15 protein-coding genes are annotated in these 17,339 nt (G+C 39.1%); 8 read left to right on the top strand and 7 right to left on the bottom strand.

The window, feature by feature from the left end:
* Positions 1–99 precede the first annotated feature (99 nt).
* From aceF to nadC, 4 genes are all read right to left on the bottom strand, one after another.
* Positions 100–1,959, bottom strand: coding sequence for a pyruvate dehydrogenase complex dihydrolipoyllysine-residue acetyltransferase (aceF, locus tag M1F14_RS09890; protein WP_181468668.1), 1,860 nt, complete (start codon positions 1,957–1,959; stop codon positions 100–102).
* Positions 1,960–1,972: 13 nt separating this feature from the next.
* Positions 1,973–4,639, bottom strand: coding sequence for a pyruvate dehydrogenase (acetyl-transferring), homodimeric type (gene aceE / locus M1F14_RS09885; protein WP_042845081.1), 2,667 nt, complete (start codon positions 4,637–4,639; stop codon positions 1,973–1,975).
* Positions 4,640–4,811: 172 nt separating this feature from the next.
* A complete protein-coding gene (gene pdhR / locus M1F14_RS09880; RefSeq protein WP_042845083.1) occupies positions 4,812–5,582 on the bottom strand; it encodes a pyruvate dehydrogenase complex transcriptional repressor PdhR in 771 nt (256 codons plus the stop codon).
* A gap of 623 nt (positions 5,583–6,205) precedes the next feature.
* A complete protein-coding gene (nadC, locus tag M1F14_RS09875) occupies positions 6,206–7,108 on the bottom strand; it encodes a carboxylating nicotinate-nucleotide diphosphorylase (RefSeq protein ID WP_042845085.1) in 903 nt (300 codons plus the stop codon).
* Positions 7,109–7,214: 106 nt separating this feature from the next.
* Here nadC and ampD point away from each other — a divergent pair, with 106 nt between their 5' ends.
* From ampD to yacG, 7 genes are all read left to right on the top strand, one after another.
* Positions 7,215–7,757 carry a 1,6-anhydro-N-acetylmuramyl-L-alanine amidase AmpD gene (gene ampD, locus M1F14_RS09870; RefSeq protein ID WP_405127781.1) on the top strand — a complete coding sequence of 181 codons (543 nt, stop codon included), beginning with the start codon at positions 7,215–7,217 and terminating at the stop codon, positions 7,755–7,757.
* 271 nt (positions 7,758–8,028) lie between these two features.
* Complete coding sequence (ppdD, locus tag M1F14_RS09865) at positions 8,029–8,454, top strand: prepilin peptidase-dependent pilin (protein ID WP_042845088.1); 426 nt, start codon at positions 8,029–8,031, stop codon at positions 8,452–8,454.
* Between the two features lie 12 nt (positions 8,455–8,466).
* Positions 8,467–9,864, top strand: a complete 1,398-nt coding sequence (locus tag M1F14_RS09860) for an ATPase, T2SS/T4P/T4SS family (RefSeq protein ID WP_042845090.1) — start codon at positions 8,467–8,469, stop codon at positions 9,862–9,864.
* A 2-nt stretch (positions 9,865–9,866) separates the two neighbouring features.
* Positions 9,867–11,054, top strand: a complete 1,188-nt coding sequence (locus M1F14_RS09855) for a type II secretion system F family protein (RefSeq protein WP_071548281.1) — start codon at positions 9,867–9,869, stop codon at positions 11,052–11,054.
* 165 nt (positions 11,055–11,219) lie between these two features.
* Positions 11,220–11,825 (top strand): dephospho-CoA kinase, encoded by a 606-nt coding sequence (gene coaE, locus M1F14_RS09850; RefSeq protein ID WP_042845092.1) that lies wholly within the window; start codon positions 11,220–11,222, stop codon positions 11,823–11,825.
* A gap of 8 nt (positions 11,826–11,833) precedes the next feature.
* Positions 11,834–12,592 (top strand): cell division protein ZapD, encoded by a 759-nt coding sequence (gene zapD / locus M1F14_RS09845; RefSeq protein WP_042845094.1) that lies wholly within the window; start codon positions 11,834–11,836, stop codon positions 12,590–12,592.
* A gap of 15 nt (positions 12,593–12,607) precedes the next feature.
* Positions 12,608–12,805, top strand: a complete 198-nt coding sequence (gene yacG, locus M1F14_RS09840) for a DNA gyrase inhibitor YacG (protein ID WP_042845096.1) — start codon at positions 12,608–12,610, stop codon at positions 12,803–12,805.
* Between the two features lie 130 nt (positions 12,806–12,935).
* Here yacG and mutT read toward each other — a convergent pair whose 3' ends face one another.
* From mutT to secM, 3 genes are all read right to left on the bottom strand, one after another.
* Positions 12,936–13,325 (bottom strand): 8-oxo-dGTP diphosphatase MutT, encoded by a 390-nt coding sequence (gene mutT, locus M1F14_RS09835; RefSeq protein WP_042845097.1) that lies wholly within the window; start codon positions 13,323–13,325, stop codon positions 12,936–12,938.
* A gap of 65 nt (positions 13,326–13,390) precedes the next feature.
* Entirely contained in the window at positions 13,391–16,102 is a 2,712-nt protein-coding gene (gene secA, locus M1F14_RS09830) for a preprotein translocase subunit SecA (protein WP_042845099.1), read from the bottom strand.
* A gap of 99 nt (positions 16,103–16,201) precedes the next feature.
* Positions 16,202–16,729 carry a secA translation cis-regulator SecM gene (gene secM / locus M1F14_RS09825; RefSeq protein WP_042845101.1) on the bottom strand — a complete coding sequence of 176 codons (528 nt, stop codon included), beginning with the start codon at positions 16,727–16,729 and terminating at the stop codon, positions 16,202–16,204.
* An 83-nt stretch (positions 16,730–16,812) separates the two neighbouring features.
* Here secM and M1F14_RS09820 point away from each other — a divergent pair, with 83 nt between their 5' ends.
* Entirely contained in the window at positions 16,813–17,334 is a 522-nt protein-coding gene (locus M1F14_RS09820) for a DUF721 domain-containing protein (protein WP_048607937.1), read from the top strand.
* Positions 17,335–17,339: the final 5 nt, after the last annotated feature.

The following is a 17,339-nucleotide window of genomic DNA, read 5'->3' as shown; positions in this document are numbered from 1 at the left end:
GCTCATTTCGTGATGTAACTCCCAACCTTTCGTAGCAGCAGCAAAAAATTCTGTCTCAGCCTAAATAAAGCAGACCGGCCTATAAGCCGGTCTTATTATTTACATCACTAAGCGGCGAATATCGCTCATTAATTGCCCTACTAAGGTAATGAAGCGAGCTCCATCAGCGCCATCAATAACACGATGGTCAAAGGACAGTGACATAGGCAGGATCAGGCGAGGAACAAACTCACTACCATTCCAAACTGGTTTCATTGCAGAACGTGACAGCCCCATAATCGCAACTTCTGGTGCATTCACAATTGGTGCAAAGCCGGTTGTTCCGATACCACCAAGGCTAGAAATAGTGAAACATCCGCCTTGCATATCAGATGCAGTCAGTTTACCTGCACGTGCTTTCTTAGAAACTTCCATCAGTTCGCGAGATAACTCTAAAATGCCTTTTTTGTTAACGTCTTTAAAGACAGGAACAACTAAGCCATTTGGTGTATCAACTGCAATACCGATGTTGATGTATTTTTTCAGGAATAAACGCTGCGCATCTTCAGAAATCGAGCTATTAAAGCGTGGCATTTCTTCCAGTGCGCGAGCAACGGCTTTCATGACAAATACCAGTGGGGTAATTTTCACGCCAAGCTGTTTTTTCTCTGCTTCTTTATTTTGTTGCTTACGGAATTCTTCAACTTCTGTGGTATCTACTTCTTCCATTAGCGTAACATGCGGGATCATCACCCAGTTACGGCTCAGGTTAGCACCAGAGATTTTTTGAATACGGCCCAGTTCAACTTCTTCGACTTCACCGAATTTGCTGTAATCCACTTTTGGCCACGGCAACATGCCTGGTAAACCACCACCAGCTGCTGCTGGAGACTCTGCGCGTTTAACCGCATCTTTCACGTAAGCTTGAACGTCTTCACGCAGGATACGACCTTTACGACCTGTACCTTTTACTTTCGCTAAGTTAACACCAAATTCACGCGCTAAGCGACGAATAACTGGCGTTGCATGTACATATGCATCGTTTTCAACGAATTCATTTTTGCTATCAGCGGCTTTAGCTGGAGTAGCCGCCGCAGGAGCTGGCGTTGCTGCTTGAGCAGGTGCTGATGCTTGAGGTGCTGGTGCCGCAGCACCCGCAACTTCAAAAGTCATAATCAGCGAGCCAGTTTTCACTTTGTCGCCAGTCGCAATTTTGATTTCTTTAACAGTTCCCGCAAATGGTGCAGGCACTTCCATTGATGCTTTGTCGCCTTCAACCGTAATGATTGATTGCTCAGCTTCAACGGTGTCACCCACTTTAACCATCACTTCGGTAACTTCAACTTCATCGCCACCAATATCTGGAACATTAACATCTTTAATTGCTGAAGCTGCTGGAGCAGCTGGTGCCGCCGTTTCAGAAGCTGGAGCTGCTGCTGGCGCTGCGCCTGCCACTTCAAAGACCATAATTAGCGAGCCAGTTTGTACTTTGTCGCCAGTCGAGATCTTGATTTCTTTAACAGTACCTGCAAATGGAGCAGGTACTTCCATCGAAGCTTTATCACCTTCAACAGTAATCAATGATTGCTCAGCTTCAACGGTGTCACCGACTTTTACCATGATTTCGGTAACTTCAACTTCATCACCACCGATATCTGGTACAGCAACGTCTTTTGACGCTGCTGCGCTTGGTGCTGCCGTTGGAGCCTCTGCAGGTGCTTCTGCTGGAGCAGGTGCTGCTGCACCCGCTTCTGCTTCAAACAGCATAATCAATTTACCGGTTGTGACTTTATCACCAACTGCAATTTTAATTTCTTTAACCACACCCGCTTGTGGAGATGGGACTTCCATAGAAGCTTTATCACCTTCAACGGTAATAAGCGATTGCTCAGCTTCTACTTTATCACCCACTTTAACCATCACTTCGGTGACTTCAACTTCATCAGCACCGATATCTGGCACTTTGATTTCAATAGACATTGATTTTTACCTCTTATGCCAAACGTGGGTTAACTTTATCTGGGTTGATGTTGTATTTTTTGATCGCTTCTTCAACGACCTTAACATCAATCTCACCACGTTTAGCTAATTCACCTAATGCTGCAACGATCACATAGCTAGTATCCACTTCAAAGTGGTGACGTAAGTTTTCACGGCTATCTGAACGACCGAAGCCATCTGTACCCAGAACACGGTAGTCACTTGCTGGTACATAAGTACGAACTTGTTCAGCAAACAGTTTCATGTAGTCAGTTGACGCTACTGCTGGTGCATCGTTCATCACTTGTGCGATATATGGAACACGTGGAGCTTCAGATGGGTGTAGCATATTCCAACGCTCACAGTCTTGGCCATCACGCGCCAATTCAGTAAATGAAGTCACGCTGTATACATCAGAGCCGATGCCATAATCTGCAGACAGAATATCCGCCGCTTCACGCACATGACGCATCATAGAACCTGAACCTAACAACTGAACTTTGCCTTTACTACCTTCAACTGAAGCCAGTTTATAGATACCTTTACGGATACCTTCTTCTACACCTTCTGGCATTGCGGGCATATGATAGTTTTCGTTCAGAGTCGTGATGTAGTAATACACGTTCTCTTGTTTTTCACCGTACATGCGCTCTAAACCGTTTTGCATGATTACAGCAACTTCATAAGCAAATGCTGGGTCATAAGAAATACAGTTAGGGATTGTCAGTGATTGAATATGGCTATGGCCATCTTCGTGTTGTAAACCTTCACCATTTAGCGTTGTACGACCTGAAGTACCACCAATCAAGAAGCCACGTGCTTGTTGGTCACCCGCTGCCCACATTAAGTCACCAATACGTTGGAAACCAAACATTGAGTAGTAGATATAGAATGGGATCATCGGCAAGTTGTTAGTGCTGTAAGATGTTGCAGCAGCTAACCAAGAAGAACCTGCGCCCAATTCATTGATACCTTCTTGCAGGATTTGGCCTTTCGAATCTTCTTTATAGTATGCGACTTGTTCTCTGTCTTGTGGTGTGTATTGCTGGCCTTTCGGGCTATAAATACCAATTTGACGGAATAGACCTTCCATACCAAAAGTACGCGCTTCATCAGCGATAATTGGCACTAAACGCTCTTTGATAGACTTGTTTTTCAACATAACGTTCAATGCACGAACGAAAGCGATCGTGGTCGAAATTTCTTTCGATTGTTCTTCTAATAATTGGCTGAAATCTTCCAGTGCAGGGATTTCCAGCTTCTCATCAAAAGTTGAACGACGAGCTGGTAAATAACCACCCAGCGCTTGACGGCGCTCGTGCAGATATTTGTATTCCTCTGAATCTTTTTCAAAAGTAACGTAAGGCAGTTTTTCGATTTGCTCATCAGCGACTGGAACATTGAATTGATCACGGAAATGACGAACGCCATCCATGTTCATTTTTTTCACTTGGTGCGCAATGTTTTTACCTTCTGCTGTTTCACCCATACCATAACCTTTAATGGTTTGAGCTAAGATAACAGTTGGTTTGCCTTTGGTTTCTTGTGCTTTTTTGAATGCTGCATACACTTTCTTCGGATCATGACCACCGCGGTTCAGTGCCCAAATCTCATCATCAGTCATATCTTTAACTAATGCAGCCGTTTCAGGGTAGCGGTTGAAGAAGTGCTCACGGACATATGCGCCATCACGTGATTTAAAGGTTTGGTAGTCACCGTCTAAGGTTTCGTTCATCAGTTGAACAAGTTTGCCACTCGTATCTTTACGCAGCAGTTCATCCCAACGGTCGCCCCACATCACTTTGATAACTTGCCAGCCAGCGCCACTAAAGACACCTTCTAATTCGTTAACAATTTTACCGTTACCTGTAACTGGGCCATCCAGACGTTGCAGGTTACAGTTAATAACGAAAACTAAGTTATCTAATTGATCACGTGTTGCAATAGTAATTGCACCTTTAGATTCTGGCTCATCCATCTCACCATCACCAAGGAATGCATACACACGCTGAGCGGATGTATCTTTCAGACCACGGTTGTTTAGGTATTTCAGGAATTTAGCTTGATAAATAGCATTAATTGGCCCCAGCCCCATTGATACGGTTGGGAACTGCCAGAAATCAGGCATTAATTTAGGGTGCGGGTAAGAAGACAGACCATTGCCGCCAATTTCTTGACGGAAATTGTTCATTTGCTCTTCAGTTAGACGACCTTCTAAGAAAGCACGTGCGTAGATCCCCGGAGAGATATGACCTTGGAAAAATACTAAGTCACCGCCATCATTGTTATTATGAGCGCGGAAGAAGTGGTTGAAGCATACTTCATATAAGGTTGCTGATGACTGGTAAGAAGCCATATGGCCACCCAGTTCTAAGTCTTTTTTAGAAGCCCGCAGAACAGTCATTACTGCGTTCCAGCGAATTGCCGAGCGAATACGGCGCTCTAAATCCATGTTACCAGGGTATGCCGGCTCATCTTCAACAGCAATTGTGTTGATGTAATCAGAACGACCAGATGCACCAGCGGCAATATTAACACCGCCTTTACGCGCTTCGCTTAATACCTGTTCGATAATAAACTGAGCACGATCAACACCTTCTTCACGGATGACCGATTCAATCGCCTGTAGCCAGTCGCGAGTTTCAATCGGATCCACGTCATTTTTTAGCATATCTGACATGGTGTATTCCTTATCTGTTATCTATTTTATATGGTTATATGGAGCCTATCTTCCTGCCATTTTCCCAATATGACTAAAAATAGCGGGAAGATAGGCCCTGATGTAGTTGCCGCTTTAACTCTCATTTAGAGTATTCACAATAATATAGACGCAGCAGTCAGGATCTATATTATTAATTTAAATCAGGATGTTGCTGTAACCGACGTAAAGAACGTTCTCGTCTTGTCTGTTCACGGCTGATATCCAATAACAAATCTTCGATAAAAGCTAAATGACGATGAGAAGCTTCACGCGCTTTTTCTGGCTCTCTTGCCATTATAGCTGCAAAAATCTGGGCTCTATGTTCACTAACTGCTTTATACATTTCTTTACGGGTATATAAGAACTCAAAATTCTGACGAATATTTTGTTCTAGCATTGGGATCATGCAACGCAATAGGTGTAATAGCACAACATTATGGGCAGCTTCCGTCACAATTAATTGATATTGCAATACGGCATCTGACTCAGCTTCTAGGCCGCCATTTTCTTGTGCTGTCTTAATTAGTTCATAGCTTTGCCGAATTCGTTCAAGATCCTCTTCTGTGCCGCGAAGTGCAGCATAATAAGCTGCAATACCTTCGAGAGCATGGCGAGTTTCAAGCAGATCGAATTGAGATTCGGGATTACCTTCAAGTAGTTGGGCTAAAGGATCACTGAAGCTTTGCCACATTTTCTTTTGAACGAAAGTGCCGCCACCTTGGCGACGAGATAGAAGCCCTTTAGCTTCTAACGTTTGAATTGCTTCACGCACTGATGGCCTAGATACGTCGAATTGCTTGGCAAGTTCACGCTCAGGAGGCAGCTTTTCGCCGGGCCGTAGTGTCCCTTCGAAAATAAGATGTTCGAGTCGTTGCTCTATCACATCTGATAACTTTGGTTGGCGAATTTTACCGTAAGTCATAATCTGCCATATTCATTAGTGAGTAATTATTGATTAGGTATTACCCAGTGTTAATTGGTAATACCAATTTTCTTATGGGGTAATAAAGTAACAAAGTATTCACTATCTGTCCATAAAGACCTTGCGCTAAATCATAAAATCCTGCAAATCTTAACAATTTTTTTTAATATTTAGCATGATTTGATAACTTAATAACCAATCACATATGAATATTTTTAACATTAAAACCGATTTTTTATGCTAAAAAACAAAAGCTGAAGCGTTAAAGTAAGTCATTCTTTAAATTTAAATTCATATTTTCTGAATAAGTAATCGACAATAAAAACCAACCTATATTCAGGCTCTAAAAAACACTATCTATTGTAATGAAAATGTTAACAAAAGAGTTAACCCTGACTTAAGTGAAACACAGTGTGTTGATAACACACTTTTTTTACCATAAAACTTCAGAATAAAATGGAAGTAATGAATAGAATAACACGCTAATATTTCAATATTGCGGATAGGCGCAAGCCTATTTATTTAGTTTAATCATGGGGCGACAAAAATAATGACATTTTACCGCCCTCCGATTCTACTAACCCTTTGATCTAATTAATTTTAACAGTAAAAGAAAGGCCAATTTATACTTTACTTTCAACAAAGCGCATTGATAAATCCATTGCTTTAATATGCTTAGTCAATGCCCCTACAGAAATAAAATCAACCCCTGTTTCCGCGAATTCCTTTATTGTATTTAATGTAACATCCCCTGAGACCTCAAGTGCTGCTTTCCCTGCGGTGAGTACTACGGCTTCTTTCATCATCATTGAAGTGAAGTTATCTAACATAATGATGTCAGCCTCTGCCTTCAAAGCACGTAATAGCTCAGCTAAACTTTCAACTTCGATCTCAATCGGTACATCAGGGTGAGCTTGGCGAGCTAACTCAACAGCGCGCTCAACAGACCCTGCGGAGATAATATGGTTCTCTTTTATTAGATAAGCGTCAGACAACCCTAGTCGATGGTTAAAACCACCGCCCATCAGCACAGCATACTTTAAAGCGGTTCTCAGCCCAGGTATGGTTTTACGGGTATCAAGCAGTTTAGCTTTCGTCCCCTCGATTTGTTTCACATACTGCGCGGTTACACTTGATACCGATGAAAGTGTTTGAATAAAGTTCAACGCAGTACGTTCGCCAGTTAATAAAATTTGTGATGGGCCATGCATCTCACACAATACTTGGTTTGGCGTAACAACTTCGCCATCTTGTACTTTCCAGTCAATTTTGACTTGCCCCCCTAGTTGAAGAAACACCTCTTCTAACCATTGTTTCCCGCAAAAGACCCCATTTTCACGAGTGATAATGCGTGCAGTCGCTTGAGTATCCGCATTCAATAACTGACCTGTTATATCCCTTTTATAATCAATGACCTGACCTAAATCTTCTTTCAGAGCAACACCAACCATAAATGGAATATCCGTATCCAATCTTGCCTGAAGAATTGTACGTCTTTGCTGTTCATCATAACGTCGTATAGGCATTTATAACTCCAAAATATGCACCCGTCTTATTTTATCTATGCTAATCTTTTCATTCGCAGATAACGAGTATTAACAAAAAAGAAAAGAGAATACTATGGATAACGATATGAAAATACATGATGGTTGGCTAAATAATGTGACTCATATCCCTTCCCCACACCACGACCAACGCCCTGAGAATGTTATTCCTTCTCTTTTGGTTATCCATAATATTAGCCTCCCCCCCGGTAGGTTTGGTGGACCTTATATTGATCAACTCTTTACAGGGAAGTTAAACCCTAAAGAACACCCCTTTTTTGAAGAAATCAAACACCTTCGTGTTTCTGTACACTGCTTAATACGCCGTGATGGTGCGATCGTTCAATATGTACCTTTTCATTTACGAGCTTGGCATGCAGGGCAATCTAGCTACCAAGGCAAAGAAAAATGTAATGATTTTTCAATTGGCATTGAGCTGGAAGGTACAGATTTTGAACCATTCACTGAAGCGCAATACCAGTCTCTTGCCCAACTAACCCAGTTGCTTATTTCTGTGTACCCATTAATTAAACATAATATTACTGGTCACAGTGATATAGCCCCTGAAAGGAAAACAGACCCAGGCCCATTTTTCGATTGGCAAAAATATAAAAATAAATTAAAACGTTAATAGTTATTATACTTAATTAACAGCTAATATTTTTATTTTAATATATATTAGCTGTTAATAGCACCGCACTTATCTTATATAACAATTCATTACCTAACACTGTTTTAAAAGCAATTCTTTTTTTATTGCGAAGCCACTCGAAAAAAATAATGTAACGCATCCTTTCACACTACAAAACTTACAAAACGCTTTCTATTTTTTTATTTATCGATAAGTTTATTAAAAAAAATTAATTATGATTAAACCTCACTAAACAAAAGAGGTTTTAATTATGAATCAGCAAGGTTTTTCTCTTATCGAAATAATGGTAGTCATCGCAATCATTTCTATACTTAGTGCTATTGCTATTCCTGGTTATCAAGGGTATATGCAAAAAGCTGCGATGACAGATGTACTACAAATGGTGCTCCCCTATAAAAGTAGTATAGAACTGTGTAGTTTTGAGCAAGGAAGTTTATCACAATGTAATAATGGAAATAATAACATACCTACTAATATAACAGGAAAGTACATTAGTAAAATAGAAGTAAAGTCTGGGGTTATTAAATTAACGGGTGATAAGTCACTATCAGCACTTAATATAACCTTAACACCGTCAATCCCAGCAAATAGCATGCCTTTTAAATGGTCAGTTCTTTGTGAAAGTAAAACTGATGCAAATTTAAAATCATTATGTGAAAAGACATTTGTATTTTAATTAGGAGTTTTCATGAACACACTCAAGGACAAGCAATATATTTTAAAAGAGTTAAAAAATATATGTGATAGAAACTATATGATCATAATTGATTATAATCACAAAAGGTTATCTATCGCTGTCGCAAAAAAGCCTAATGACAATTTAATTGCCACACTAAAATTTATTGCAAGTGTACCCGTTTGCTACGATATTTGGCCAAAAGAGAAAATCGACCATTATTTCAACAGTGAAATACATCAAATAAAAGAAGAAGAGACTCAATATCAACCTAAAGAGGCTGAGTCCCTTAATGTTAGCTCACCCGCTGTTGATTTTGTTGAGGACCTACTAAAAACCGCTGTTCATAAACGTTCATCGGACATCCATCTTGAACCTACCAAACAAGGGTTAAAGATTAGGTTGCGGGTTGATGGGAAATTATATTTTATCCCTTCCCCACCATATGAAATTAACAATGAAATCATTGCTCGTATAAAAATACTCGCAAAAATGAATATCGCAGAAAAACGGCGTCCACAAGATGGGCAAATGAGTTGGTATTTTGATGGGAAAAATTACAGTATCCGCCTATCAAGTATTCCAACTCTTCATGGTGAAAAACTAGTATTACGCATTTTGAATACACAGTTAAAATATTCTTTAGAGCACATTGGGATGTGCTCTTCCCTTCTTTCTTCACTACAAGACTATCTAAATCAGCCACAAGGGTTAATTTTAGTTACAGGCCCTACAGGTAGCGGTAAAACAGTAACGTTGTATAGTGCCCTTGAATATTTAAATAAGTCCTCTAGAAATATCTCAACCATCGAAGACCCAATTGAGATCCCTTTACAAGGGGTCAATCAAACTCAAGTCAATGAAAAATATGATCTTAGCTTCGCTTTTATTCTGAGAGCATTACTAAGACAAGACCCAGATATTATTATGATTGGGGAAATTAGAGATGAAGAAACCGCTAAAATTGCCACGCGTGCCGCACAAACAGGGCATTTAGTTTTATCAACATTACATACTAATTGTACCTTTAGTGCGATAGAGCGCATGAATCAGCTAGGCGTTAGTCATATTGAATTAAAATCGTGTTTAAAAATGGTAATAGCACAAAGGTTAGTAAGAAAGCTTTGCCCTTATTGTAAAGGAATTACAGCGCAGCCCGTTAAACTGAATGATGATCTAATTATTAATCAGTGGTCGTCTAAAGGGTGTGAGCTCTGCTTCTCTGGCTTTATGGGCAGAACCGCTATTTATGAGTATATCGATCAACCAAAGATAGGCAAATTATTTTCTGGTCAGCCCTCTAGCATAGAGGGTTTCGATAACTTATTTAAAGCAGGCCTAACTTTAGTTGAATCAGGTGAAACAACTCTGCAAGAAATTTATTCTGTTATTGGGCATGGAAAACTATAATTATGTTTATTTATTCATATATTGCTATTGACAGTAACAACAATTTAATTAAAAAAAACCTTTTAGCCAGTAGTAAGAAAAATGCTTTTTTGGCAATTACTAAAAATAACCTAACCCCATTAAAAATTAAATTTAAAATGATTTTTATTTTAAATCGTGAGAATATAGATTATCGAATACATTTCTTTCACCAATTAAGTATATTGGCATCTTCAGGTATTAACCTAGTTCAATGCCTAAAAATACTACTATCTAATTGCCACCTTCCTTATTGGCAAAACATGATAGAAAATTCAATTGAAAACCTAGAAAAAGGCGATAAGCTTTCACAGCATCTAAATAAGCACCCTCTTATTTTTAATAACACAATAGTCAGCCTAATAATTGTTGCCGAAAAAACAGGGCGTTACGATGAAAGCTTTCAAGTTATTAGCACAATGTTAGAACACAATGAAAAAAATGCATTACTTATCAAAAAAGCAATACGTTATCCAATCGCACTATCACTATTTTCAATCTTACTATTAATAATTATGATGTACTATGTTGTCCCTCAATTTGAAAATATATATGGTAATTTTCAACATGAATTACCTTTTGTTACTAAAGTTGTTATTTTTACCTCTGAATATATACAAGAAAAATCAATCATTCTGTTATTTATATTTTTCACTTTATCAGTATTAACAGTTAAATTTAAATTTACACTTAAATCTATTTTAAATAGAGTCATGATGCGCATACCATTACTCAAAGATTTAATACAAACCCATTACTTAAGCCTTTATTTTTTAACCATGCACTCAACATTAAGAGTCGGATTATCATTATCTGAATGCTTAAGTTGCACTATTCAAACTATCAGCAATTACCAATACAATAAAGATTGTAGGCAAATACAAACCTCTGTACACCAAGGGGAATTACTTTCTTATGCAATGAAGCACACTAAATTCTTCCCTGATTTATCTGTACAGCTACTCTCTATTGCTGAAGAGTCAGGAAAGCTTCAGTATTTCACCCAATATTTATTTAAATATTATTCAGAGCAATATCTATTTTTAACTGAAAAATCGCTCAAAAACCTAGAGCCTATTTTATTGGTTTTTATTGCAATTTTAGTCGGTACGATTATGTTAGCGATGTATTTGCCGATATTTAATTTAGGTAATGTAATAACTGGGTTATAACTTATTTTAATAAAGATACAATTGTTATATTTACAGAATATCAATATCATATGGCGTACTTTCACTAGTTATTTTTAACTAGTGAAATTAATACAAAATTGAGTAAAGACAAACTGATTGTTTCAGTGTAATCTATTTTTCTTCGATGAATAAATGAATAATTTTATGCCCTATATAGTAGCTTTGACAGGTGGTATTGGTAGCGGAAAGACAACGGTTGCAAACGAGTTTGCAAAATACGGTGTCCCTCTTGTCGATGCGGATGTCATCGCGCGTCAGGTCGTAGAGCCAAATACACCAGCATTAGAAACCATTAAATCTCATTTTGGTGAAGAGGTTATTCTCCCTAATGGCTCTCTCAACCGGCGTAAGCTCAGGGAAATTATTTTCTCTAACCCTAATGAAAAAAAATGGTTGAATGCACTGCTACACCCCCTTATTCAGCAAGAAACACAAAAGCAATTCCAACAAGCAAATTACCCTTACGTGCTCTGGGTTGTTCCATTATTAATTGAAAATAATATTTATCATTTGGCTAATAGAGTGTTAATTGTAGATGTAACACCCGAAGAACAAATTCAACGAACCCTGAAAAGAGATAATACCAGTCTTGAGCAAATAACGAATATACTAAATGCGCAGGTAAGCCGTGAAAAACGTCTATCTTATGCCGATGACATAATTACAAACCATACTAACGACACAGATATTTCAGATAAGGTAGCAATTCTACACAATCAATATTTAGCATTAGCAAAAATAAAAAAATAGGAATAAAAATGGGCGAATTAATTGCAACAAATTTTATTACTTATGAGTATCCGATGAATGAAAAGATCCGTTCATGGTTGCGCCTTGAAACACTTTTATCTCAAATTTATGAGCTTAGTAATATTACCTCTTATTCTTCAGGTATCGCTTTTTTTCGCTCTGTTTCAGAATTAATTGAAATTCTCGATAGAGGGGAAGTTCGTTCTGAGCTAATTAAAGAACTTGAAAAACAACGGACTCGGTTATCCAATTGGGCTGAAGCCCCTAACGCAGATAATGAATTGATTTCCTCATTATTAGAACAATTATCCGGTAAAATTTCCCATTTAATGTCTGCGCCTCGTTTTGGTCATCACTTACGTACAGATAAAATTATTAGTATGGTGCGCCAACGCCTAAGCATTCCTGGAGGATGCTGTAGTTTTGATCTTCCTACATTACAACTCTGGTTAAATATCCCTCAAGTTGAACGGGATAAAGCGATTAACGGCTGGCTACAAAGTATTGAGCCTCTAAATGACGCATTAAAAACTGTTCTTACTTTAATTCGGCAAAGTGGAAAATTCGAAGTCAGAGAGTCTAATAATGGCTTCTACCAAGATAATGTAGAAGGCAAAGAATTGTTGCGTATCAAGCTATCTACAGAATACCTGATTTACCCGCAAATCTCAGGGCACAAAACACGGTTTGCTCTACGTTTCCTGCATATTGACAGTGAGAATGGTATACTACCAGACGTAATTAATTTTGAATTATCCTGTTGCTAGCTAGAGTTATAATTTATGAGTGAAATTATTGAGGTAAATTGCCCCACATGCAAAAAAATAGTGGTCTGGGATGAAACTAGCCCTTATCGACCTTTTTGCAGTAAACGTTGCCAACTTATTGATCTTGGTGAATGGGCAAGTGAAGAAAAACGCATTGCGAGTCAAGGTGACATATCTGACAGCGATGATTGGAGTGAACAACCCGATAAGTAATATCTATAATTTAGGTGGAAAATACAAAATATGGTGATTATCCCCTTATGTATTTTCCACTTATTATGCTTTCAGGTACGATTCTTTATGTTTAGGCCTCAATTAGTACCGGGCTAAAAACTACCCGATTTTACCTTAGCATATCAACAATAACACGGTTTGCTGGTGGGAATTCATCCGCAACCAGATCTTGTTGAGCAACCCAACGTGAAACCTGCCCTTCTTTACCATAAGGTTCATTATCCCATTCGGAAACCATAAAGAAGTAAAGTGTAATAAACCGATCATCAAACTCATGGTCAACGCGGTGAAATAATTCACTTTGAGTGACAATAATGCCAACTTCTTCTTCAAGTTCACGGATTAATGCCGCTTCTGGTAATTCTCCTTTTTCAAGCTTGCCGCCCGGAAACTCCCAAAAACCAGCCATGTGAGTACCTTCTGGGCGTTTAGTAATAAAAATTTGCTGCTGTGAATTGCGTATAATCCCAGCTGCAATATGCAAATGTTTTTTTTCCATTATTTCTTCACCAAAAAGGCGGGTACCCCCGCCTTTTTTATAGTATTGATATTTTTAACAACGAATTAGTTTAAGCGGCCATGGCATTGCTTATACTTTTTACCTGAGCCACAAGGACATGGGTCATTACGACCGATTTTATGGCCTTGTGTTGCTATTTTGGCTTCAGTTTCAGTCATTAAAGATTCCGAACCTGCTTCGTGACTAAGTTGTTGTTTCTTCGCTAAACGCTCTGCTTCTTCACGGCGCTGTTGTTCTAAAGCTTCGACCTCTTCAGGTAAACGAACTTGTACTTTAGATAACGTACTGATCACCTCATATTTCAGTGCTTCAAGCATATTTGCAAACATGCTGAAAGACTCACGTTTATATTCTTGTTTCGGGTCTTTTTGGGCATAACCACGTAAATGAATACCTTGACGTAAATAATCCATTGAAGCTAAATGCTCTTTCCATAAGGTATCTAATGTTTGCAACATTACCCCTTTTTCAAAGTTACGCATTGCTTCTGCACCGACAATTTCTTCTTTGCGATCATAAACTTCAATGGCTTTTGCCATGATACGTTCACGCAATGTTTCCTCGTGCAGTTCTGGTTCTTTATCTAACCACTCTTTGATTGGTAAATCGAGGTCAAAATCATTAACTAAACGCTGATGTAGACCTTCAATATCCCACATTTCTTCTAATGATTGCGGAGGAATATATGCATCCATTGTTGTTGTGAATACATCTTCACGAATGCTATCAACGGTTTCCTTGATATCACCACCATCCAACAATTCATTACGCTGAGTATAGATAGCACGACGTTGGTCGCTCGCTACATCATCATACTCAAGTAATTGTTTACGAATATCAAAGTTACGGCTTTCAACTTTACGTTGCGCATTCGCAATCGCTTTAGTGACCCATGGATGCTCTATTGCTTCACCAGGTTTCATCCCCAGTTTTTTCATCATCCCAGTGACACGGTCAGAGGCGAAAATGCGCATAAGTGCATCTTCCATCGATAAATAGAAACGTGATGAACCTGCATCCCCTTGACGACCAGCACGGCCTCGTAACTGGTTATCAATACGGCGAGACTCATGACGCTCTGTACCAATGATATGTAAACCGCCGGATGCTAATACTGCATCATGACGAATTTTCCATTGGGCTTTGATTTCATCAATTTGTTCTTGAGTTGGGTCTTCCAAAGCGGCAATTTCAGATTGCCAGCTACCACCCAACATAATATCAGTACCACGCCCCGCCATGTTCGTTGCAATGGTGACAGCACCCGCTTGACCCGCATTGGCGATAATATCAGCTTCCATTGCGTGGAATTTAGCATTAAGAACATTGTGCGCAATCTTAGCTTTTTTCAATGCATTAGAAATTAGCTCTGATTTTTCAATCGAAATAGTACCGACCAGTACTGGCTGACCATTGGCAGTTCTTTCACGGATATCTTCAATAATTGCAGCGAATTTATCTGCTTCATTCATATAAACCAGATCAGGTAAATCTTTACGAACCATTGGGCGGTTAGTTGGAATAACGATGGTATCAAGTTTATAAATAGAGCTAAATTCAAACGCTTCTGTATCTGCGGTACCCGTCATACCGGCTAGTTTTTCATACAAACGGAAGTAATTTTGGAATGTTATAGACGCGAGTGTCTGGTTTTCATTTTGGATTTCAACACCTTCTTTCGCTTCAACAGCTTGGTGCAAACCATCAGACCAACGACGCCCTTCCATTGTACGACCTGTATGTTCGTCGACAATAACAATTTGGCCATCTTTTACAATATAATCAACGTCTAACGTAAATAAAGCATGCGCACGTAAGCCAGCCATAACATGGTGCATTAACATAATGTTAGATGGAGAATATAACGACTCTCCTTCAGCCATTAAGCCTTCTTTTGCCAATAACTCTTCGATTAATACTAGCCCACGCTCAGTAATGGTAACTTGACGTGCCTTTTCATCAACCGAAAAATGACCTTCCCCTTGGAAAGTATCGGAGTCTTCTTTTTCTTGGCGTTGCAGATGTGGAATTAGTTTATCCACTTTTTGGTACAATTCTGAGCTATCTTCAGCAGGACCTGAGATAATTAGAGGTGTACGAGCTTCATCGATAAGGATTGAGTCAACCTCATCCACTAAAGCATAATGAAGCTTACGTTGAACGCGTTCTTCAGGACTAAACGCCATGTTGTCACGTAAGTAGTCGAAGCCAAACTCGTTATTAGTTCCATAAGTAATATCCGCAGCATACGCTTCGCGTTTCGCTGGAGGAGCCATACCCGGTAAGTTAATACCCACCGTTAAGCCTAAGAACTCAAATAATGGGCGGTTATTTTCCGCATCTCGTTTTGCTAAGTAGTCGTTTACTGTTACAACATGGACACCTTTGCCACTTAATGCGTTAATATATGCAGGTAACGTTGCGGTAAGTGTTTTACCTTCACCTGTGCGCATTTCAGCGATACAGCGTTCATTCAGTACCATCCCACCAATTAACTGTACATCAAAGTGACGCATACCAAATACACGTCGACTCGCTTCACGTACCGTAGCGAACGCTTCAGGAATGATGCTTTCTAAGCTTTCGTTTTTCTCTAGACGCTCACGAAACTCAATTGTTTTAGCTTTTAGTTCATCATCCGATAACTTTTCGAAATCAGGCTCTAAACGGTTAATTTTTTCAACTTCTTTGCGTAAGCGGCGTAGTGTGCGGTCGTTACGGCTACCAAAAACTTTGGTTAGGATCTTTGTTAACATATCTTTAATCTCTAATATATCAATTAGTTATTTAATTTTTTATTCATTGTTATGCCATAAAATAATACAGCGATATCTGCTGATACTTTATGAGGGAGATTAAGAAGTTAACGGCCCTGCACGAATACCATGGACTTGTGCCACCCACATCGCAGGTTGGTAGGAAATAAAGTGAGGGTAATCATAATGATTAACTTGAACAATACGTTCATCCCACTGAAGTGAACGCTGAGCCAACATGGCATACAACGTATCTAACATCAATTGTGGTACAATAAGTTGTTCTGATTCTTTTTTGGCCGTACTTGCATCGTCATCTTCGGTTGCAGAAAAGGCAAAAGTTAACTGACGGATGACATTTCTTACCGCATGTTGCTGCCAATAATTAACCGAAAAAGAGGATGAGGATGAAGAACGTTGAGAATTTTGCTGAGCAAATAAATTATCAAACGCATTAACCGCCTGACTTTGGCGATTAACTGGTGAAGAGTTAATTTGTGTTAATTGAGACTCAGATAATGCATTTAAAATTGTAGGCAAGCCGACACCCGTGGCAACCACACCTAATAATAGGTGGGACCAAAAGTATTTTCTACCAAGTTGTCGCCAAAAATTTAAAATGCCCATTAAACTCTTATATCATCAATTCGTGACAATGCTATTATCTGTCTATACGTTTTATCATTGCACATTGTTAGCTGGAGCCAAAAATGAGAGATAGTCATCCCCAAGCACTTTTTGATGTTCTTGAAGGGTCATTGGCAACATCATCGAACACGTTGCAGACAATTCAGCGCAATGCAAAAGCCATTGTTAAACTGAACCGTGCAGTAAAAGGCTTACTTCCTAGTGAAATCAAACCAATGTGCCGTGTTGCAAACTACCGTAACAATGTTATGGTCCTCGAAGTGGCTAATGCCAGCTGGATGACCCGCCTTAATTATGAAAAAATAAACCTTCTTTCTGCATTAAGGACATCTATTCTACCATCTTTATCTTCTATCGACATCAGAATCAATCCCGATCTAATGCGAAAATCGAAGCAAAATAGTTCAGTAACTAAGCAAACAGACTCCGCAAGTCAAAAAATGAACAACCGTCAGATAAGCACGCAAACAGCACTAACATTATTAAAATTAGCGGAGAATAGCCCAAAAGGGTTAAAAGAAAGGTTTGAGCGGCTGGCTGCACTAGCCGGAGAGAGTACTAGCACAGCCAACAGAAAGGGCTAACCCCG

Origin of the sequence: Providencia sp. PROV003, from assembly GCF_045040775.1 — a bacterium.
GTDB lineage: Bacteria > Pseudomonadota > Gammaproteobacteria > Enterobacterales > Enterobacteriaceae > Providencia > Providencia huashanensis.
Note: the sequence above shows the minus strand (reverse complement) of the source record. Positions and strands in the feature narration are given on the sequence as shown.